The organism is Ruegeria sp. H3 (genome assembly GCF_056533095.1).
In genome coordinates this window covers 144338-161990 of sequence record NZ_JBQFOD010000005.1, presented here as the reverse complement: position 1 = coordinate 161990, position 17653 = coordinate 144338, and the positions used below count along the sequence as shown (strand labels likewise).

Here is a 17653-nt window from a genome sequence, read left to right as displayed (position 1 = left end):
CCAAAGCCCCAGCCGTTAGCCTTCAATCACCGCCAAATAGTTTCAACAGGCCTTTCTTGGCCTCTTCCTCCAGCTTGTTCTTCAGCGCGTCTTCGATCTGATCGCTATCAGTCACAGTTGTGTCCAGCTCTTGCCCGACCTTGTCGAACACCTTCTGTTTGGCGCTGTCTTCCAGTTCCTTGACCTTCCCTTCAGCCGCAGCCTCGATGACTTTCGTCAGATCGGGTTTGATCGAGGGGTTGCTCCACGGCCCCTCAATACGCACCGGTACCGAAATACCATCGCCAGAATTGGCCCGAAGCGCGGTTGGCGTGAACAGATAGTCAATACTGCGCGCACCCAGATTGACGCTGCCTTTGCCATCGGCGCGGAAGTTCTTAAGCGACATCAACAGGTCATTGTTGGTCAGCACACCTTTGTCGATCACATAGCTGGCGGTCAGGCTGTTAAACACCGTTGTGCCGCCTGATCCCGTGCCGCGGCCCATAAGCCGATCCAGATCAAAGCCTGAGATCACACCGCTCTCAACATCTACGTTGCCCTTACCACTAAGTGAGCGCATGATCTGATCTTCGGTTTGCCCTACCCCCAGAAACTCGACCGCCCCTGATGCGGTACCGGACAGGCGCTCTACCCCCGCCAGTGTCGTCAACGCCTGTTGCAGATTGAGGCCGCTGGCTTTCAGGTTGCCGCCCACGGACAAGCCGTTTCGATTGTTCGCGACTACCTGCCCGTTCAGCTGACCGGAAAACAACGTCGCAGGGTGCATTTCCAACACCGCGCGTGCGCGATCCAAACTGAGTGTAAGGTCCGACGCGCCAAACTCCATCCCCGGAACCGCAATAGACTTCGCGGTCAGGCGAATTTGGCCATTCGCCAGAGACAAGGCCGATGCATCAATCGGGTCTTTGGACCAGCCCTCACTGGCTGATGGCGCGGAATCGCCGCTCGATCCTTCAACCTTGCCAGTTGCTTTGGTCAGATCCAACGCCCCCGCGTCCAACCGGGCGACGATGTTCGGCGTCGTGGCAATCGTGATATCGGCTTCGCCCGCAAAACGGTTGTTATCAAGCTTGGCCACCATATCGCGCAGTGACACCTTGCCGTCTTTTGTGTAGGTCATCTGGGTCGAGATATCCGCCGTCTGGCCCAAGCCATAGGGAACGCCGACACCTCCCTGCCCAAAAGCGGCTAACATCTTTTCAGTGCTTTGGGTGGTGATTAGTGTTTTGCCGTCCATCTCTCCGGACAGGTTGACCCGACCGTCGAACCCTATCTCGCCACCAGGCGCTTTCAATGACAGTTCTAGGGGCGTCACCTCACCAGCGGAAAACGCAGGTAGATCGGGGATCTTCAGGTCCACCTGCACCGCACCGCCCGGCACACCCATTTTGGCCTGCATGACCATAGGGGCCGACACATCAGGCCAGCTGGCCGACAGCGTCACACCCGAGAAATCCATCTGGGTTTCGCCGTTTTCAATGTAGATGAGGCGCGCATCCGTAAGCTCTAACCGTTCCAGCGTCACCGCTGCACTCGATTCAGTTGGCGCTGCGCTAGAGGCGCTACCACCTCCGGACGATGCAGAAGCAGGCGCGCCCAACACCCAGTTTCCCCGCCCCTCTGACAGTTCGAGGCGCAGCACAGGATTATCTGCAAAGACACGTTTGATCTTCAAATCACCTGCCAGCAAAGCGGCGGCATCAACACCCACAGCAAGGCTTTGCGCGCTTAGCATCGGTTCGGGACCGGCCCAGTCGGCGTTGCCGAATGTCACAGGACCGGTTTCCATCCCCAGAACCGGCCAGAACGACAGGTTTACGTCACCTGTCAGGGTCAGATCACGGCCTGTTTGGGCCTTCACCTGCTCAGACAGGATTGCCGCAAGCTTGTCGCCAGGCATCAGCAGCAAGGCACCAAAGACCAGCCCAACAACAGCGACAAGAATGAACACGATGCGTATTAGCCATTTCATGTGTCTGCTCTCCACCTGCTGGCCTGTTTGATTTCATCATCCAAATGGATCGCGACATTTGCAAGGGGAAGCTTTCCCCACTATATGCCGCGCCATGACCACAAACCCGCCAAATCTACGCCCCGACCTGGCGCCCGCCGCCCGGATGCCCGAGACGCCCCGTTCAAACCAGCCAACCATTGGCATGGTGTCGTTGGGTTGCCCCAAAGCACTGGTCGACAGCGAGCGCATCCTGACCCGTCTGAGGGCCGAAGGATATGGCATTTCGCCCGATTATGCCGGGGCCGATGCCGTCATCGTGAACACCTGTGGGTTTCTGGACAGTGCCAAGGCCGAGTCGCTGGATGCGATTGGCGAAGCACTGGTTGAAAACGGCAAGGTGATCGTCACCGGCTGCCTTGGGGCGGAACCGGATTATATCCGCGAACATCACCCGCGCATCATGGCAGTCACCGGACCCCATCAATACGAACAGGTTCTGGATGCGGTACATTCGGCGGTTCCGCCGGACCCGGACCCGTTCGTCGACCTGCTACCTGCCAGCAGCGTGCAACTAACCCCGCGCCACTACAGCTATTTGAAGATTTCGGAAGGCTGTAACCACAAATGCAAGTTCTGCATCATCCCCGACATGCGTGGGAAGCTGGCCAGCCGTCCGGCCCATGCGGTGTTGCGCGAGGCGGAAAAACTAGTCGATAACGGCGTGCGCGAGTTGCTAGTGATCTCGCAGGATACTTCGGCCTATGGGTTAGATCGAAAATACGATGCAAACCCGTGGAAAGATCGCGAGGTCCGCAGCCATATCACCGATCTGGCGCGTGAGTTGGGACATCTCGATGCCTGGGTGCGTCTGCACTATGTCTACCCCTACCCACATGTTCGCGAGCTGATCCCGTTGATGGCGGATGCCGGGTCCAACGTATTGCCTTATCTGGATATCCCGTTCCAACACGCGCACCCGGATGTTCTGAAACGCATGGCGCGCCCTGCGGCAGCCGCAAAAACTCTGGATGAGATCCGGGCGTGGCGCGCCATATGCCCTGACATCACGCTGCGTTCGACCTTTATCGTTGGCTACCCGGGCGAGTCAGAGGCCGAGTTTCAAACGTTGCTAGACTGGATGGATGAGGCGCAGCTAGATCGCGTTGGCTGTTTTCAATACGAAAACGTCGCTGGCGCACGCTCGAACGACTTGCCGGATCATGTTCCCGACGAGGTCAAACAAGACCGGTGGGAGCGCTTTATGGAGAAAGCACAGGCGATTTCCGAGGCGAAGCTACAGGCCAAGGTCGGGCAAACGATCCAGGTGATCGTAGACGAAGTGGATGCCGAGGCCGCCACCTGCCGCACCAAAGCCGATGCACCGGAAATTGATGGGAACCTGTTCATTGACGAAAGGTTTGAAGACCTTAAACCGGGCGACATTCTACAGGTAACGGTTGACGAAGCCGGTGAATATGACCTGTGGGGCAAGATCAACTGAGCAGCGTCATTCGTGACTGGGTCGCTCGTATGTCCAAATTAAGCACAAAACAAAAAACCGCCTAGCAGGCGGCCTCATTCGCTTGGGGGACAGGCGGCCCAAACTGGACCGCCTGCAGAAAGCTTATTGTGTAACCGGGTTACAGACGGTCTCACCTGCTTCGGTCGTCGCCAGGTCATACCCGCCCGGGCAGCTTGGTGTGCCAGCTTTGTCATAGCTTGGCTGAACGTAGACAGGCGTAGGTTCTTCCTGCTGCGCGCAGGCAGTCAGGATCAGTGCGAAGGCGCCAACAGCAGCGAGTTTCAGTTTCATGTCCGTCTTTCCTCTATTACTTTTCTGATATTGCCCAGTTTTTCGGGGCCATTTTCAGGATAAAGTCAGAAAAACACTCTGGCAACAGAATCGATCACGAACCGGTGATCGGCAGCGAACCTATGCCTGTGTAACCGTCTATCTGAACACGATTTGTATTTGCCCTACCCTTTCCAGGGCATTGCCTTACTCTTCTAGGTGACATCAGCCAAGATCGGAGGAGCCACATGTCAGACGCACCAATCATTGCCAAAAAGGAACCCGTTCCCATCGATGTTGCCGAGGGCAAGACCTATTTCTGGTGCGCATGCGGCCGATCAGCGAAGCAGCCATTTTGTGATGGATCGCATAAGGGTACGGACTTTGAACCCCTGAAATACACGGCTGAATCCAACAAAAAGGTGTTTTTCTGCTGCTGCAAGCACAGCCAGAAAGCCCCTTTGTGCGATGGATCACATTCGAAGATTTGACCGTTAGCGCAAGGCAGCAAGCTGATCGGCATTTGCACAAAACTCGGGCGCCGACGTTGCGATATCTCGGTTCTTAGCCAACCAGATCGCGCATTCCTTGCTGCAGCCCGCCGCCCTGCAACGCGTCACCAATGCCGCATATCCTTCGGCGGAAAGTCGCCCTTCGGCAATCACTTCAGTGAAAGAAATGCCCATTGAACGCGCTACAGAACGTGTCAACCAGAAGTGCTTTTCAATCTGGCCCAGCATTTGACGGGGCATCAGGCGTCTTCCATCTGCGCGCGTTTCAGCGCCGCGAACCGTGCTCGATTTGGACATCTGTTAGGGACGGCTGCAGCGACTTCGCGCTCGTTCAGCCATTCAGGGCATTGCTTTGCCCACATGCAGCCACGGCAACACCGGATCATCTCGGCCCAGTCTGCCTGACTGAGATGACCTGTGCGATGCGCAGCAACAAGATCGGTGCCGGTCGCCTGCCCCATCCGTAAGACCAGACGGAGGTGGGTCATGATATCTCCGAGCCGTGGCATCAGATCACCGTTGTTAGGGTCTTAGCTTGTGCAGCAACTCCTGGTTGCGGCAATATTCCGGCGCACGATCCAGCGCGTCGGCATTCTGCAACAGGTTTTGGCAGTGTATCGGGTTTGGGCAATCGGCACACCGGACAACAGCATCCGAAATCTGATCAATCGATATGCCGCCTTCGATAGCGGCCTCCTGCAGGTCGATATCCAGCATCCGCGCCATGTCGTCGACCAATCCGGCGTGCAATCGCAAAGTCTCTCGGCTGGGCATGTCCTGTCCTTTCCCTGTCGCGCCACGAGGGAAAGGTATCCGCTGGCCAAGGCAAAACCTTGATTCAGGTCAAGCAGAGGCCGCGATATGGTCCAAATAGGCGCGCGTTGCATCTTGAACACGCCGAAAACGATCACCGCCCAGCTTTTTCCCGCCGTACCAACGGGTGACGATGATCACGTGATTCTGCAGTTCTTCGCGCTCCATCATCCGCAGGATGACCATGCCCGCGCCGCTTTCCCCGTCATCGGCCTTGAGTGACCCCGTCGGTAGGGTCGCGGCCCAGGTATTGTGAGTGGCTTTGGAGTAGGACTTATCACGTTTCAACGCAGTCAGTACCGCATCGACCTGTGTACGTGACGACACCGCCGCACCTGAGACCGCGTATTTTGATCCGCGATCCGTCAGGATCACACCCAGCCGCACCAGTTCTGTCACGGCGACAGCCCTAGTTTGCGAGAGGTTTCCAGAACAATCTGAACCCGCTCGGCATTCGGGGGGTGGGTTCCCAGAAAGCTGTCTCCGGGATCTGGGATGCGATCAAAGTATTTTGCGCCAACCAACGGGTTGTAACCAGCGTTGAAGGTTATGATCGTTCCCAGTTGGTCTGCTTCAAGCTCAAAGTCCTGCACATAGGCCTGCACCCCAACCTTCGCCCCCAGCTTCTGCGCCCGCTCCACAGCGGCGTCCCCCTTACCCCGTATACGTTCCGCCTCACCAAATTTCGCAGCACCTATGCTGGCGTTCTTACTTTGTCGGGCAATGTGGTTCAGCACGTGGTGCGCCGCTTCATGTCCCATCACGAAGGCCAGTTCATCAGTGTTCCGGGTCGATTCGATCATCGACCGGGTAAAGATGATGGCAGGCCGCTTTTGATCATCCAAAGTTTGAAATGCATTTGGTGGGGCAGACGGATTCAAATCGACAAAAATGCCAAAATCACAATTCTCTGCGCTGGCGGACCGCTTGCATTGCGTACGCGCCTCCTGACCAACTTCTCGGCTCACAGCCCGAAAGGCCGCAGCACTGGCAGCCTCGTCGGGTGTCAGCCCGCGCCACTCCTCAGCAGGAACCAAACGCAACTCACCTGTTGAGCACGCCGCAAGAAACACGGCCGACATAAGCAGAGCAAAGCGATGCATGGATTGTTCCTTTTGCCGATCAGGCTTTCAGCCCAACATAGTCATACCCGACGGTCAGTACCACTGCGGTTTCGATCAGTTGCGGGTTGCATTGAGAGGCTCTGGGCTGCACTCTGAAATCATGTTTTCGATTGAGCATGAATTCGACTCGACCATCATTACTCTGGTGGATGAAGGCCCCAAGCCTTTGCATGAGGATGTCGTCATCAACAGTTTCGCAGAATGTGTGACTCTGGAACAACTGGACCCCCGGACCGAGCAAATTCAGAAGATTACCCTTTCGCCTGAACAGGTGCGTGATCTGGCGGCGGCCCTGGATTTGCCCGAAGGTGTTTACCAGATCCGAGAAACACTGGATCAGCGCGAATAAACCCTCAAACCAAACTGCCCAGCCCTAAAAAACCGCCCCGCGTTTGGGCGGCGCAGCGGGAATTTTGTGCGCTATTCCACTTGCACGGCACGGGTTGAAGTGGAATTGATCCGCCAAATACATAAGCACGCCCTTGAAACGCCAGCTACACCGCCCAAGATAGACAGAGCTGATGTAAAGGAAGTTAACATATGTCCCTGAAAAACCCTGCTGCTTTGGAGTTTTTGTTGTCGCGCCGGTCTAGACCTGCAAAGACGCTCGTGGCTCCGGCCCCGACGCGGGATCAGCTGTTGCCTTTGCTGACCGCCGCTGCGCGCAGCCCGGATCATGGTAAGCTAGAGCCCTGGCGCTTTATCGTGATTGAAGAAGGCGCGATGGCTCGTCTGGCGGAGTTGACCGAGACATGTGGCCAGTCGCTTGGGAAAACGCCGGAAGACATTGCCAAGGCCCGCAGTCAGTTTGACCTTGGACATCTGGCCGTCGCTGTTGTCGAGGTTCAAAAACCTTCAGAGAAAATCCCAGCGATTGAACAGACCTATTCTGCCGGGGCTGTTTGCCTTGCCTTGCTGAACGCCGCATTGGCCGCGGGCTGGGGTGCGAACTGGTTGTCTGGCTGGCAATCTCATGACCCCGCATTCTGTAAAGCAGCGTTCGGGTTGGCCGACAACGAACGTTTGGCCGGGCTGATCCATATTGCCACCGAAGGCGCCATCCCGCCTGAACGCCCTCGCCCTGACATTGATGCACTGACCGACTGGGTTTCTGAATGATCATCCTCAACGCGTTTTTTGCGGCGCTTGGTCAGGTCGGCGACCCAAAGTTCCGGTCTGTTTTGCTGCGTGGAATCGGGCTGACGATCCTTTTGCTCTTTCTCGCCTGCGCGGGCGCGATCTGGTTCATCAATTCCTTGTCCGGCAGTGAAATCTCGCTGCCTTTCGTCGGCGAGGTGTCTTGGCTGAACGATGTACTGAACTACTCGGGCATCTTTTTGGTATTGGTGCTGCCGGTGTTCCTGATGGTGCCCGTGGCCTCTGCCATCACCTCGATCTTTCTGGAGGAGGTGGCGCAAGCGGTTGAAGACAAGCACTATACCCACCTGCCGCCCGTCCCTCGTATCCCGTTCAGCGAAGCGGTGATGGACGGTCTCAGCTTTATGGGTGTGTTGATTCTGGCAAACCTTCTGGCTCTGATCCTCTATGCTATGTTCCCCCCATTCGCGCCTTTCATCTTCTGGGCAATGAACGGATTCCTGCTAGGACGCGAGTACTTTACCTTGGCAGCAATGCGCCGGTTGGGGCGCGACGGCGCGCGCCAGTTGCGCGCGAAGCATGCCTCCACGATCTGGCTTGCAGGTACGCTGATGGCCATACCGCTCTCGGTCCCGCTGGTGAATTTGGTGATCCCAATTATCGGGGCTGCGACGTTCACCCATATCTATCACGCTGTGTCGGCCCGCACAGCCTGACACCGATCAGCGGGGTTCCAGCTGGTTCAGCCAGTCGAAATCCCGCACCGAAATCCAACCGGACAGTATGATCCCTGCGATGATCGCCCACAGAACGAACGTGATACCGGTCGTGATCCACATCTTTTTCTTCATATAGTGCACTTCAGGTGCGCCCGCATGGGTGCCCGGTACGATATCGCCCAGATCGCCCTGCGTTTTTATGCGAATGGGAAGCACAACAAGCAGCGTCAAAAACCAGATAACTGCAAACAGCACCAGCGCAGCGGTGATGGTCATTTCGGGCCCTCCGGGCTTTGCATTATACCTGCTCCAGCTCGACCAGGCAGCCGTTGAAATCCTTGGGATGCAAGAACAAAACGGGTTTGCCATGCGCACCAATTTTCGGTTCGCCACTGCCCAATACACGCGCACCGGTTTCTTTCAGGTGATCGCGGGCTGCGATTATATCTTCGACCTCATAGCACACATGGTGAATGCCACCTGCGGGGTTTTTTTCGAGGAACCCGTTGATCGGACTATCATCGCCCAGCGGATACAGAAGTTCGATTTTGGTGTTGGGCAGCTCGATGAACACGACCGTGACACCATGATCCGGCTCATCCTGCGGGGCACCCACCTTAGCGCCCAGCGCAGAACTATACTGCTCGGATGCGGCTTCTAGGTCGGGTACGGCGATGGCGACGTGGTTCAGGCGTCCGATCATATTAGTCTCCTCAAGCTTGCGTTACATGGGTTATGGGGGCAGCCCTGGCAAAGAACAAGTGCGCCAAATCGCCCGTTAACCCTGTGTTAGCCAGAAGTTCCTAGCGTGAACCATCTGTTGGATAGGAGAGCTGCCATGGACGATTCGGTCCCCTTCGCCACCACCATCGCCGCGCCCACGGCAACGCGGCCACTGCTGGGGCAAACCATTTTGGTCGTCGAAGACAGTCGCTACGCCTGCGATGCCATTCGTTTGATGTGCCTACACAGCGGAGCGAGGATCAGGCGCGCGGACTGTCTGAAATCCGCACGCCGCCATCTGCAGATCTATCGCCCGTCTGTCATTCTGGTGGATATGGGATTGCCGGACGGATCGGGCGCCGATTTGATCGCTGAACTCAGCGCGGCATCCCCACGGATCAGCGTGATTCTGGGCATGTCAGGCGATGATGAGAACCAGACTGTAGCTCAGAGCGTCGGGGCGGATGGCTTCCTACCCAAGCCTTTAAAATCCATGTCTTATTTTCAGAAATCCATCCTTGAATGCCTGCCCGAAGATCGACGCCCCAGTGGCCTTCACTCAGTACGGGATGAGGTCATTCAGCCGGACCCTCTGGCTTATCAGGATGACATGGCCCATATCGCAGATGTTCTGGCCGGACCCACCGATCCACGCACCTTGGATTATGCCGCCCAGTTTCTGCAGGGCGTTGCGCGCGAGGCCGAAGATACTGTGCTTGCAGAAGCCGCGCGCAAGCTTGCCCAGTCGCGCGCTCAAGGCACTCCGATCACGGCACTGGCTGCGCAGGTTGCGGGCCTTGTTCAAACACGGCTGGAACAGCGAGAGGCGATCTGAAATGGCAACCGCATATTTTATCACCGCATCACTGCTGTTCGTCTGGATATACCGCCACACCCGCCAAACCGCCCGATCCATTCGGGTCAACCGAAAGGGGTTTGAAAAGCTGATCGACTAGCCTCGGGTTTTCGCGCCAGTTCAATCGGCGTCGCCGCACCCTCGCCCGCAATGCGCGGAGGAGGGAATTGTGACGCGGTTACCTGCCAGGGGCAAGTCGATCTGGGTTTCACGCTCTGCTCGCGGGTCTAAGCGATCTGACTAAAGCACCTTAATCCTGAGGAATGATCCGCAGACCCAGTTCCATCAACTGATCCGAGCTCGGATCAGACGGTGCATCCATCATCAGGTCTTCGGCGCGCTGGTTCATCGGGAACATCATGACCTCACGGATATTGGCCTCATCCGCCAGCAGCATCACGATCCGGTCGATGCCCGCAGCACAGCCACCGTGTGGCGGCGCGCCATAGTGGAACGCATTGAACAGGGCACCAAAGCGGGATTTCACTTCATCCGCGCCATAACCTGCGAGTTCAAAGGCTTTCAGCATGATTTCCGGTTTATGGTTTCGGATTGCGCCTGAAACCAGTTCATACCCGTTACAGGCCAGATCGTACTGATAGCCGCGCACGTCCAGCGGGTTGCCCTGCAACGCCTCTATGCCGCCCTGCGGCATCGAGAACGGGTTGTGTTCGAAATCGATCGCGCCAGTTTCCTCGTCCTGTTCATAGATCGGGAAATCCACGATCCACGCAAACGCAAAACGGTCTTTTTCCGTTAGGTTCAGTTCTTCGCCGATGACATCGCGCGCCTTGCCAGCGACCTTCTCAAAGGCTTTCGGCTTGCCACCCAGGAAGAACGCTGCGTCGCCGACGCCCAGACCCAACTGTTGACGGATTGCCTCGGTTCGCTCGGGGCCGATGTTCTTGGCCAGCGGGCCAGCGGCCTCCATCCCTTCGCCCTGATCACGCCAGAAGATGTAACCCATCCCCGGTAGACCCTCTTTCTGGGCAAACGCGTTCATACGATCACAGAACTTGCGGCTGCCCCCGGTCGGCGCTGGGATGGCGCGGATTTCGGTGCCGTCCTGCTCCAGCAGCTTTGCGAAAATCGCGAAGCCAGACCCGCGGAAGTGGTCGGAGACCACTTGCATTTTAATAGGGTTCCGCAGGTCGGGCTTGTCGCTGCCGTACCACAGGGCCGCATCCTTGTAGGAAATCTGAGGCCAGTCCTGATCAACCTTGCGACCACCGCCGAACTCTTCGAACACGCCGGTCAGAACGGGCTGGATTGTGTCGAACACGTCCTGCTGTTCGACAAACGACATCTCAAGGTCGAGTTGGTAAAAATCGGTCGGCGAGCGATCCGCGCGCGGGTCTTCGTCGCGGAAGCACGGTGCGATCTGGAAATACTTGTCGAAACCCGACACCATGATCAGCTGTTTGAACTGCTGAGGCGCTTGCGGCAGCGCGTAGAACTTGCCCGGGTGCAGACGCGAGGGCACCAGGAAGTCGCGCGCGCCTTCGGGCGAAGAGGCGGTGATGATCGGTGTCTGGTATTCACGGAAGCCTTGATCCCACATCCGGCGGCGCATCGAGGCCACGACGTCCGAGCGCAGGGTCATGTTCTGCTGCATCGCCTCGCGGCGCAGGTCCAGATAGCGATAGCGCAAGCGGGTTTCCTCGGGGTATTCCTGATCGCCAAACACCATCAGCGGCAGCTCGTCGGCTGCGCCCAGAACTTCCAGTTCGCGCACATAAACCTCGATCTCACCAGTTGGCAGTTTCGGGTTCACCAGATCGGCGTCGCGCGCTTTGACGGTGCCATCGATGCGGATACACCATTCGGACCGAACCTTCTCCAGCTCGGCAAAGGCCGCGCTGTCGCCATCGCACAGAACTTGTGTCACACCGAAATGGTCGCGCAGGTCGATGAACAGCACGCCGCCATGATCTCGGACACGATGCACCCAACCGGACAGGCGGACGGTTTCACCAACATTGGCGGCGGTCAGAGCGGCGCAGGTGTGGCTGCGATAGGCGTGCATGGATCATATCCCTTCGGGCGCAGAATTCGTCGCGCCGATACACCCCGTCAGGCCCAGAAAGTCAAGGCAGGTCGCCCCGTCAAAACGGCCTTTGCACGTTGCCTGAATAGAAATACACACCCAGACCCACGGCAAAGATGATATTCCCCGCAATCGCGTGCAGCAAAACCGCGTAGAAGAACGAACCGCGCTTGCGATAGGCCCAGCTGAATAGCAACCCGCCAATAAAGGTCATGATGGTTACAATCCAGCTCCAATACATCAGATGAGCGAAGGAAAAGATGACTGCGTTCAGCAAGTCGGCACGGCGTCCTGCAGGTAGCAAGGCGTGATAGCGGCGGAAGAATAGCGGGCGAAACAGCAATTCCTGCGGCAAAGCAGACAGCAACGGATAGCCAACCCAGATGAAGGCCAGCATCTCGGGCCGGTACCTTAGCAGCGTAAAAGCAGCGTCCGGGCGTGTGACATGGATCAGCGCGATACAAAACGCAGCGGTCACCCCTGCAAACAGCGCCAGTTCACGCAGCGACCAATTCGCCCAGCCGTATCTTAGTTCGGCCCAGCGAAACCCCGGTGTCGCGTGCACCAGAACGATACCCAGACCGGTGAAGGCGAATAACGCCGGAAACATCCAGTTGGGCGGCAGGAAAACCGCGATGGCCAAAGGGGCTGCGATGAAAAACAGGCAAAACTCAAACCTTAAGCGCGTCAGCGCGACCGAAGGGGTTGTTAATGCCGCGTTCCTATTCACAGGCTCACCAACTCAGCCGGGATAAGTCCGCGCAGGGAATTCCCCATGTAAGCCGCTTTCGCATCCTTCAAGTCGTTCAACGTCAGCACTGCTTCGGCAAAATCCTGTTCCAGCAACTCTTCGCGCAAGATACCAGGCAACAACCCGCTCGATAGTTTCGGAGTTAAGTGACGACCGTCGCGTGTTTCAAGGAACAGATTGGTGATTGACCCCTCGCACAGCTCGCCCCGCTCGTTCAGGAACAACAACTCATCCACAGCTCTGGGCATCGACGCGCGCGCAGTATCATAGATCACACGACGGGTTGTTTTATGGCGGAGCCAGATGTCGTCGGAACTCAACTTGATGTTAGAGACGGCAAGTCGCCAGAGTGGGGGATTGTCCGCCAGGGGGGCGGCCGTCAGATCGAACTGACCAGCGACATCCATCGTCAGCCTGCACCGAAGGGCGACATCACACTCCACCTCGGCCAACATCCCCTGCGCAGCCTCACGGTCGAAAGGCAAGGCCAGAGCCGATGCTGTTTGGCTCATACGGTTCAGGTGCCGATCCTCCCGCTCGAACCCTTGCCCGGGCTGAAAGCCCAGCGTTTCGATCAGGCGGAAGTCAGGCTCAACTGGTGGGCAAAGCGGGCTTTCCATAATGCCTCCTCGTATTCCGATGGGGCTGTGCTGTCCCAGACCACACCGCCGCCGACATTCAGGGTCGCTTTGCCACCCTCCGCCATAAGCGTACGAATGGCGACGTTGAACTCGGACCGGCCATCCGGCGCGGCCCAGCCAATTGTGCCGCAATAGATGTCGCGCGGCCAAGGCTCCAACTCAAACAATATCTCCATCGCGCGGATTTTGGGGGCACCGGTGATGGACCCACAGGGGAACAAAGCCGTCAGGATGTCCGACAGCCCGGCACCAATCTGCAATTTTGCCCGCACCAACGAAACCATCTGGTGCACAGTCGCGTAGGTTTCCACTTTGAACAGTTCAGGCACATGAACCGACCCCGGCAGGGCAACCCGGCTGATATCGTTGCGCAGCAGATCAACGATCATCAGGTTCTCGGCCCGGTTCTTCTCATCGCTGGACAAGAAGTTTCGGCGACGGGCGTCCTCGGCCATATCCTCGCTTCGCGGCTGCGTGCCTTTCATCGGACGCGTTTCGATCTGCCCGGCCTCATCTGTACGGAAAAACAACTCGGGCGAGCGGCTGAGCAGATCGGGCAATCCGTCTTGCTGAACCAACGCCCCGTGCCCGACCGGCTGGCCCGAAGTTAGCGCCGCATAGAGCGGGGCGCTGGCGCCGTCGATTTCCAGATCAATCGGGAATGTCAGATTGGCCTGATAAACATCGCCCGCACCAATGGCGTTATGTACAGATTTGAACGCCCGGCTGTATCGCGCCTCGTCCCAACGCGGCTGAAACTTTGATATACCGCCCGAGGCTTTGGGCAATTCGCTTTGCTTTGGCGAGTCATAGACGCCAAAGCACAGCAAAGGCAGCTTTCGCCCCTCTGGTAGTCGCGCGGCCAGATGGGGCTCAAGCGTGTATCCAAGCTCATAACTGGCATAGCCGGCCAGCCACCCGCCCGATGCGCGCGCCTCATCCAAGGTCGCCAGCGCATGCGGCACCTGATCCGCTCTGTCCGCGCGGATGATGTGGGATGGCCGGTCAAACCGGGTTCCCGGACCGGCAGGGCCCTGATCGAAACGAATACGCAAGTGCATCCTCATCAACAGTGCTGCGCGATATAGAGAATACGCCGCCAAAGGAAAGAGAATAAAGCGGCATTTTAGCTCCGATTTCCGATACCTCTTGCACCTTTCGGCGCGGACCCTATAACGCAGAACAATTTGGGCACTGGGGCGGTGCCGGTGACTCGTACATTGTGAAGGGGCAAAGCCATGCCGAGAAGAACCGACATCCAGTCGATTATGATCATCGGGGCGGGCCCCATTGTCATCGGGCAGGCGTGCGAGTTCGACTATTCCGGCGCTCAGGCCTGTAAGGCGCTGCGCGAGGAAGGTTATCGGGTCATTCTGGTCAACTCGAACCCCGCCACGATCATGACCGATCCTGGTCTAGCCGATGCCACCTATATCGAACCGATCACACCCGAAGTTGTCGCCAAGATTATCGAAAAAGAACGCCCCGACGCCTTGCTGCCCACGATGGGCGGACAAACCGGCCTGAACACCTCGCTCGCATTGGAAGAGATGGGCGTGCTTGAAGAATTCGGTGTCGAGATGATCGGCGCGAAACGAGACGCGATCGAGATGGCCGAAGACCGCAAGCTGTTCCGCGAGGCGATGGACAGGCTGGGAATCGAGAATCCCAAGGCTGAGATCGTGACCGCCCCCAAGAACGCAGAGGGCAAGAAAGATCTGGAGGCCGGTGTGGCGCTGGCTCTGGACACTTTGGAAACGGTTGGCCTACCCGCCATCATCCGCCCCGCCTTTACCCTGGGCGGCACCGGCGGTGGCGTGGCCTATAACCGTGAGGATTATATCCACATTTGCCGCTCGGGGATGGATGCCTCGCCCGTGGGTCAGATTCTGATCGACGAAAGCCTGCTGGGCTGGAAAGAGTATGAGATGGAGGTGGTGCGCGACACCGCCGACAACGCCATCATCGTGTGTTCCATTGAAAACGTCGATCCGATGGGGGTGCATACGGGAGACTCGATCACCGTGGCCCCGGCGCTCACGTTGACCGACAAAGAATACCAGATCATGCGCAATCACTCGATTGCCGTGCTGCGCGAGATCGGCGTCGAAACCGGTGGGTCGAACGTGCAATGGGCGATCAACCCGGTTGATGGCCGCATGGTCGTGATCGAGATGAATCCGCGCGTGTCACGGTCCTCGGCGCTGGCGTCCAAAGCGACCGGGTTCCCGATTGCCAAGATCGCCGCAAAGTTGGCCGTAGGCTACACGCTAGATGAATTGGACAATGACATCACCAAGGTCACGCCCGCCTCATTCGAGCCGACCATCGACTATGTCGTCACCAAGATACCAAAATTTGCCTTCGAGAAGTTCCCGGGCTCTGAACCTCACCTGACCACCGCGATGAAATCGGTGGGTGAGGCCATGTCCATTGGGCGCACCATCCACGAATCGATGCAAAAGGCGCTGGCCTCTATGGAATCAGGCCTGACCGGTTTTGATGAGGTCGAAATCCCCGGTTTGAATGTGGGTTTCTGGGACGCAGCGGACGACAAGGCTGCAGTGATCAAGGCGATCAGCCAGCAAACTCCGGATCGTCTGCGGACCATCGCACAAGCGATGCGCCACGGCCTCAGCGATGACGAAATTTTCGGCGTTACCAAGTTCGACCCCTGGTTCCTGTCCCGTATCCGCGAGATCGTCGAGGCCGAGCAACAGATCCGCAAAAACGGCTTGCCGATAACCGAAGAAGGCATTCGCAGGCTGAAGATGCTAGGCTTCACCGATGCGCGTCTGGGCAAACTAACTGGCCGGGACGAGGACAACGTCCGCCGTGCCCGTCGCAATCTGGGCGTAACCGCTGTCTTCAAACGCATCGACACCTGCGCCGCTGAATTCGAGGCGCAGACGCCCTATATGTATTCGACCTACGAAGCACCGATGATGGGCGAGGTCGAATGCGAAGCGCGCCCAAGCGACCGCAAGAAGGTCGTTATCCTTGGCGGTGGCCCGAACCGGATCGGTCAGGGGATCGAGTTCGACTATTGCTGCTGCCACGCCTGCTTCGCGCTGACCGATGCGGGCTATGAGACCATTATGGTCAACTGCAACCCCGAGACGGTCTCGACCGACTATGACACTTCGGACCGCCTGTATTTCGAGCCACTGACGTTCGAGCACGTCATGGAAATTCTGACGAAGGAACAGGAAAACGGCACATTGCATGGCGTCATCGTTCAATTTGGCGGGCAAACGCCGCTGAAACTGGCCAACGCGCTAGAGGCCGAAGGCATTCCGATCCTCGGCACCACACCGGACGCGATTGACCTGGCCGAAGACCGCGAGCGGTTCCAGGCTCTGGTGAACGATCTGGGTCTGAAACAGCCGAAGAACGGCATTGCTTCGACCGATGCCGAAGCATTGACCATTGCGGATGAAATTGGCTTCCCACTGGTGATCCGCCCCTCTTACGTTCTGGGTGGCCGCGCGATGGAAATCGTGCGTGATATGGACCAGCTGAAACGCTATATCAACGAGGCCGTGGTGGTTTCGGGTGACAGCCCCGTTCTGCTGGACAGTTACCTGGCAGGTGCGGTTGAGCTGGATGTGGATGCCTTGTGTGACGGTACCGACGTTCACGTCGCGGGCATCATGCAGCATATCGAAGAGGCAGGTGTGCATTCCGGCGACTCGGCCTGCTCTCTGCCGCCCTATTCGCTATCGAAAGAGATCATCGCGCAGATCAAGGATCAGACGTTCAAACTGGCCAAGGCGCTGAACGTCGTGGGCCTGATGAACGTTCAGTTCGCAATCAAAGATGATGAGATCTACCTGATCGAAGTAAACCCACGCGCCTCGCGGACCGTGCCTTTCGTTGCCAAGGCGACAGACAGTGCCATCGCATCCATCGCCGCGCGGTTGATGGCGGGAGAGAAGCTTTCGAACTTCCCGCAACGCCCGCCGTATCAGGAAGGTCAGGACACCAAGATCGCTGATCAGATGACACTGGCCGACCCGGACATGCCGTGGTTCTCGGTGAAAGAGGCCGTTCTGCCCTTCGCCCGGTTCCCCGGTGTCGACACCATTCTGGGCCCCGAAATGCGCTCGACCGGTGAGGTCATGGGTTGGGATCGTGACTTCCCACGCGCATTCCTCAAGGCTCAGATGGGCGCTGGCATGGTTCTGCCGGCATCGGGCCGCGCGTTCATTTCGATCAAGGATGCCGACAAAACCCCCGCGATGCTCGAAGCCGCGCAGGTTTTGTCCGCACAGGGCTTTGCCCTTGTCGCCACCCGCGGCACGCAAAGCTGGCTGGCGGAACAAGGCGTTGCCTGCGATCTGGTCAATAAAGTCTATGAGGGCCGCCCGGACGTGGCGGACATGCTGAAAGACGGTCAGGTGCAGTTGGTGATGAACACAACCGAAGGCGCTCAGGCGGTTGAGGACAGCAAAGTCATCCGTTCCGTCGCCCTCTACGACAAGATCCCTTATTTCACCACAGCCGCTGCCAGCCACGCCGCCGCACTGGCCATCAAGGCGCAGGCCGAAGGTGATGTTGAGGTACAGTCATTGCAGGGGTAACTTCCCTAAAGAGTAGAGCAAAACCCCCGGTCGCGGA

20 protein-coding genes are annotated in these 17653 nt (G+C 57.8%); 7 read left to right on the top strand and 13 right to left on the bottom strand.

Going from position 1 to position 17653, the window contains the following annotated elements:
• Positions 1–22: 22 nt before the first annotated feature.
• Complete coding sequence (locus ACR0JE_RS08455) at positions 23–1975, bottom strand: AsmA family protein (protein ID WP_480863867.1); 1953 nt, start codon at positions 1973–1975, stop codon at positions 23–25.
• Between the two features lie 94 nt (positions 1976–2069).
• Between ACR0JE_RS08455 and rimO the strand changes: the two genes are divergently transcribed.
• Positions 2070–3458, top strand: a complete 1389-nt coding sequence (rimO, locus tag ACR0JE_RS08450) for a 30S ribosomal protein S12 methylthiotransferase RimO (RefSeq protein ID WP_480863866.1) — start codon at positions 2070–2072, stop codon at positions 3456–3458.
• 123 nt (positions 3459–3581) lie between these two features.
• Here the strand turns inward: rimO and ACR0JE_RS08445 are convergent, their stop codons facing one another.
• On the bottom strand, positions 3582–3770 hold the full coding sequence (locus ACR0JE_RS08445; RefSeq protein WP_170536329.1) for a hypothetical protein: 189 nt from the start codon (positions 3768–3770) through the stop codon (positions 3582–3584).
• Positions 3771–3997: 227 nt separating this feature from the next.
• Here ACR0JE_RS08445 and ACR0JE_RS08440 point away from each other — a divergent pair, with 227 nt between their 5' ends.
• Entirely contained in the window at positions 3998–4240 is a 243-nt protein-coding gene (locus ACR0JE_RS08440) for a CDGSH iron-sulfur domain-containing protein (RefSeq protein ID WP_480544167.1), read from the top strand.
• 3 nt (positions 4241–4243) lie between these two features.
• Here ACR0JE_RS08440 and ACR0JE_RS08435 read toward each other — a convergent pair whose 3' ends face one another.
• The 5 genes from ACR0JE_RS08435 to ACR0JE_RS08415 form a co-directional block, all read right to left on the bottom strand.
• Positions 4244–4501, bottom strand: coding sequence for a DUF6455 family protein (locus ACR0JE_RS08435; protein ID WP_480863865.1), 258 nt, complete (start codon positions 4499–4501; stop codon positions 4244–4246).
• Positions 4501–4749 carry a DUF6455 family protein gene (locus ACR0JE_RS08430; RefSeq protein WP_480548879.1) on the bottom strand — a complete coding sequence of 83 codons (249 nt, stop codon included), beginning with the start codon at positions 4747–4749 and terminating at the stop codon, positions 4501–4503. Before ACR0JE_RS08430 ends, ACR0JE_RS08435 begins: the two co-directional genes overlap by 1 nt.
• Positions 4750–4783: 34 nt before the next feature.
• Positions 4784–5035, bottom strand: a complete 252-nt coding sequence (locus tag ACR0JE_RS08425; protein WP_480548878.1) for a DUF6455 family protein — start codon at positions 5033–5035, stop codon at positions 4784–4786.
• Positions 5036–5104: 69 nt separating this feature from the next.
• Positions 5105–5473 carry a YigZ family protein gene (locus tag ACR0JE_RS08420; RefSeq protein ID WP_480544173.1) on the bottom strand — a complete coding sequence of 123 codons (369 nt, stop codon included), beginning with the start codon at positions 5471–5473 and terminating at the stop codon, positions 5105–5107.
• Entirely contained in the window at positions 5470–6177 is a 708-nt protein-coding gene (locus ACR0JE_RS08415; protein WP_480544174.1) for a M48 family metallopeptidase, read from the bottom strand. Before ACR0JE_RS08415 ends, ACR0JE_RS08420 begins: the two co-directional genes overlap by 4 nt.
• A gap of 121 nt (positions 6178–6298) precedes the next feature.
• Here ACR0JE_RS08415 and ACR0JE_RS08410 point away from each other — a divergent pair, with 121 nt between their 5' ends.
• The 3 genes from ACR0JE_RS08410 to ACR0JE_RS08400 all read left to right on the top strand — a co-directional run bounded on the left by ACR0JE_RS08410 (position 6299) and on the right by ACR0JE_RS08400 (position 8012).
• On the top strand, positions 6299–6547 hold the full coding sequence (locus tag ACR0JE_RS08410) for a hypothetical protein (protein ID WP_480863864.1): 249 nt from the start codon (positions 6299–6301) through the stop codon (positions 6545–6547).
• 191 nt (positions 6548–6738) lie between these two features.
• Positions 6739–7317 (top strand): nitroreductase family protein, encoded by a 579-nt coding sequence (locus ACR0JE_RS08405; protein ID WP_480863863.1) that lies wholly within the window; start codon positions 6739–6741, stop codon positions 7315–7317.
• Positions 7314–8012 carry an EI24 domain-containing protein gene (locus ACR0JE_RS08400; RefSeq protein ID WP_480863862.1) on the top strand — a complete coding sequence of 233 codons (699 nt, stop codon included), beginning with the start codon at positions 7314–7316 and terminating at the stop codon, positions 8010–8012. The genes ACR0JE_RS08405 and ACR0JE_RS08400 overlap by 4 nt, the downstream gene beginning before the upstream one ends.
• 6 nt (positions 8013–8018) lie before the next feature.
• Here ACR0JE_RS08400 and ACR0JE_RS08395 read toward each other — a convergent pair whose 3' ends face one another.
• A complete protein-coding gene (locus ACR0JE_RS08395) occupies positions 8019–8291 on the bottom strand; it encodes a DUF1467 family protein (RefSeq protein ID WP_170536310.1) in 273 nt (90 codons plus the stop codon).
• Between the two features lie 22 nt (positions 8292–8313).
• Entirely contained in the window at positions 8314–8718 is a 405-nt protein-coding gene (gene mce, locus ACR0JE_RS08390) for a methylmalonyl-CoA epimerase (RefSeq protein WP_480544178.1), read from the bottom strand.
• A 135-nt stretch (positions 8719–8853) separates the two neighbouring features.
• On the opposite strand from mce, the gene ACR0JE_RS08385 reads away from it, so the two are divergent.
• A complete protein-coding gene (locus tag ACR0JE_RS08385) occupies positions 8854–9573 on the top strand; it encodes a response regulator (protein WP_480544179.1) in 720 nt (239 codons plus the stop codon).
• Between the two features lie 271 nt (positions 9574–9844).
• Here the strand turns inward: ACR0JE_RS08385 and aspS are convergent, their stop codons facing one another.
• From aspS to ACR0JE_RS08365, 4 genes are all read right to left on the bottom strand, one after another.
• Complete coding sequence (aspS, locus tag ACR0JE_RS08380) at positions 9845–11620, bottom strand: aspartate--tRNA ligase (protein WP_480863861.1); 1776 nt, start codon at positions 11618–11620, stop codon at positions 9845–9847.
• A 79-nt stretch (positions 11621–11699) separates the two neighbouring features.
• The gene (locus ACR0JE_RS08375) at positions 11700–12371 is read right to left on the bottom strand and encodes a CPBP family intramembrane glutamic endopeptidase (protein WP_480863860.1); all 672 of its coding nucleotides are present in this window, start codon (positions 12369–12371) and stop codon (positions 11700–11702) included.
• A complete protein-coding gene (locus ACR0JE_RS08370; protein ID WP_480863859.1) occupies positions 12368–13012 on the bottom strand; it encodes an aminotransferase class IV family protein in 645 nt (214 codons plus the stop codon). Before ACR0JE_RS08370 ends, ACR0JE_RS08375 begins: the two co-directional genes overlap by 4 nt.
• The gene (locus ACR0JE_RS08365) at positions 12967–14094 is read right to left on the bottom strand and encodes an aminodeoxychorismate synthase component I (protein ID WP_480863913.1); all 1128 of its coding nucleotides are present in this window, start codon (positions 14092–14094) and stop codon (positions 12967–12969) included. Before ACR0JE_RS08365 ends, ACR0JE_RS08370 begins: the two co-directional genes overlap by 46 nt.
• 177 nt (positions 14095–14271) lie before the next feature.
• Here ACR0JE_RS08365 and carB point away from each other — a divergent pair, with 177 nt between their 5' ends.
• Positions 14272–17616 carry a carbamoyl-phosphate synthase large subunit gene (carB, locus tag ACR0JE_RS08360; RefSeq protein WP_480863858.1) on the top strand — a complete coding sequence of 1115 codons (3345 nt, stop codon included), beginning with the start codon at positions 14272–14274 and terminating at the stop codon, positions 17614–17616.
• Positions 17617–17653: the final 37 nt, after the last annotated feature.

Bases quoted from the DNA above. Each gene is read 5' to 3' on its own strand.
- rimO (WP_480863866.1), top strand. From the start codon at position 2,070: ATGACCACAAACCCGCCAAATCTACGCCCCGACCTGGCGCCCGCCGCC.
- ACR0JE_RS08435 (WP_480863865.1), bottom strand. From the start codon at position 4,501: ATGCCCCGTCAAATGCTGGGCCAGATTGAAAAGCACTTCTGGTTGACA.
- ACR0JE_RS08410 (WP_480863864.1), top strand. From the start codon at position 6,299: ATGTTTTCGATTGAGCATGAATTCGACTCGACCATCATTACTCTGGTG.
- ACR0JE_RS08425 (WP_480548878.1), bottom strand. From the start codon at position 5,035: ATGCCCAGCCGAGAGACTTTGCGATTGCACGCCGGATTGGTCGACGAC.
- ACR0JE_RS08385 (WP_480544179.1), top strand. From the start codon at position 8,854: ATGGACGATTCGGTCCCCTTCGCCACCACCATCGCCGCGCCCACGGCA.
- ACR0JE_RS08440 (WP_480544167.1), top strand. From the start codon at position 3,998: ATGTCAGACGCACCAATCATTGCCAAAAAGGAACCCGTTCCCATCGAT.
- ACR0JE_RS08445 (WP_170536329.1), bottom strand. From the start codon at position 3,770: ATGAAACTGAAACTCGCTGCTGTTGGCGCCTTCGCACTGATCCTGACT.
- carB (WP_480863858.1), top strand. From the start codon at position 14,272: ATGCCGAGAAGAACCGACATCCAGTCGATTATGATCATCGGGGCGGGC.
- aspS (WP_480863861.1), bottom strand. From the start codon at position 11,620: ATGCACGCCTATCGCAGCCACACCTGCGCCGCTCTGACCGCCGCCAAT.
- ACR0JE_RS08400 (WP_480863862.1), top strand. From the start codon at position 7,314: ATGATCATCCTCAACGCGTTTTTTGCGGCGCTTGGTCAGGTCGGCGAC.
- ACR0JE_RS08430 (WP_480548879.1), bottom strand. From the start codon at position 4,749: ATGACCCACCTCCGTCTGGTCTTACGGATGGGGCAGGCGACCGGCACC.
- ACR0JE_RS08365 (WP_480863913.1), bottom strand. From the start codon at position 14,094: ATGCACTTGCGTATTCGTTTCGATCAGGGCCCTGCCGGTCCGGGAACC.
- ACR0JE_RS08405 (WP_480863863.1), top strand. From the start codon at position 6,739: ATGTCCCTGAAAAACCCTGCTGCTTTGGAGTTTTTGTTGTCGCGCCGG.
- ACR0JE_RS08370 (WP_480863859.1), bottom strand. From the start codon at position 13,012: ATGGAAAGCCCGCTTTGCCCACCAGTTGAGCCTGACTTCCGCCTGATC.
- mce (WP_480544178.1), bottom strand. From the start codon at position 8,718: ATGATCGGACGCCTGAACCACGTCGCCATCGCCGTACCCGACCTAGAA.
- ACR0JE_RS08415 (WP_480544174.1), bottom strand. From the start codon at position 6,177: ATGCATCGCTTTGCTCTGCTTATGTCGGCCGTGTTTCTTGCGGCGTGC.
- ACR0JE_RS08395 (WP_170536310.1), bottom strand. From the start codon at position 8,291: ATGACCATCACCGCTGCGCTGGTGCTGTTTGCAGTTATCTGGTTTTTG.
- ACR0JE_RS08455 (WP_480863867.1), bottom strand. From the start codon at position 1,975: ATGAAATGGCTAATACGCATCGTGTTCATTCTTGTCGCTGTTGTTGGG.